This window comes from Phytoactinopolyspora endophytica, from assembly GCF_004138495.1.
GTDB lineage: Bacteria > Actinomycetota > Actinomycetes > Jiangellales > Jiangellaceae > Phytoactinopolyspora > Phytoactinopolyspora endophytica.
On record NZ_ML142855.1, the window covers coordinates 221,350 to 222,371 of the forward strand.

2 pseudogenes are annotated in these 1,022 nt (G+C 73.6%); both read left to right on the plus strand.

What is annotated here, in order from left to right:
* Positions 1–568 (plus strand): annotated as a pseudogene (locus tag ELR45_RS15860) (hypothetical protein); the annotation flags it as partial.
* Positions 565–1,022 (plus strand): annotated as a pseudogene (locus tag ELR45_RS15865) (hypothetical protein); the annotation flags it as partial. The pseudogenes ELR45_RS15860 and ELR45_RS15865, both read left to right, overlap by 4 nt.

A 1,022-nucleotide genomic window follows, 5' to 3' on the forward strand; every position in this document is an offset into this window, starting at 1 on the left:
CGGCGCTGCCGCGTCCGATGGCAAAGGAGCCGTCACGTCGACGCCGATCAGCTCCAACAGCGGCAGCCTGGACGGTGGCGCCGGGACAGGCGAACCCACGCGGCCGTTGCCGTCCATCGACGACGCGAGCGGCGGGACGAGCGGAGCGATGCTGGCGGCCCCGCTGGGCCTGGCAGGCATCGCCGGCCTGGGTGCCGCCGCCCTCGGCAGCGGCAAGGCCGCAGCGGCTGACGACGACCCTGAGAGGAGCGGTGCCGGCAACACCAAGGCCGGGACCGTGGCCGCGGCGTCCGGAGCCATCACCGGGCCTGGGCACGAGGCGACCACCGGACACACTGCCGATGCCGCGGATGACCGCTGGAGTCCGGCCGCCGCGACCGGAGACGGCAGCGGCACCAGGATGTATCTCGCTCATGATGACCCGCTCGCCGTCGGTCTCGACCCGTTCGCTCCTCCGGGCACCGGTGTCGCCGACGTTCTGGACGCGGGCGCGGCCGCCGGCACGGCGCCCGAGGCATCGGCACCAGCACCGGGAGCAGCACCGGGACCAGAAGGAACTTCGCCATGAGCCAGCCCACCACGGTCCGCTATCCGAGCTCGGTGTTGCCGGCCGCGCCGTCGTTCCGCATCGACGTGCCGGACGGGTATGTCGCGCACGCCGCGCCTCGGGCCCTGGCCGTCGTCCGGCCTGAGGAGAGGGCGACTGGTCCGGTCACGTTCACACCCAATGTGACCGTCACCGCAGACCTGGTGCCCGCGGGCGCCGACCCGAAGGCCCTGCTGCAGGCGATGGTGGCCGCTCAGGCGGGTGAGGTGGCGGTCGGCGCGGCGGCCGAGACCGACGTGCCGGGAGCGGTCAGCCAGCGGCTGGTTCGCACTGTCGACGGCGTCGACGTCATTCAGCTCGCGACGGTCTGGGTGCTCCCGATGCGCTACGCCGGAGACGTGACGTACGCCATGACCGTCGTCTCCAGCTGGGCCGACGGCGCCGGCGCAGCCGTGGGCCAGACCCTGCGCGCCAT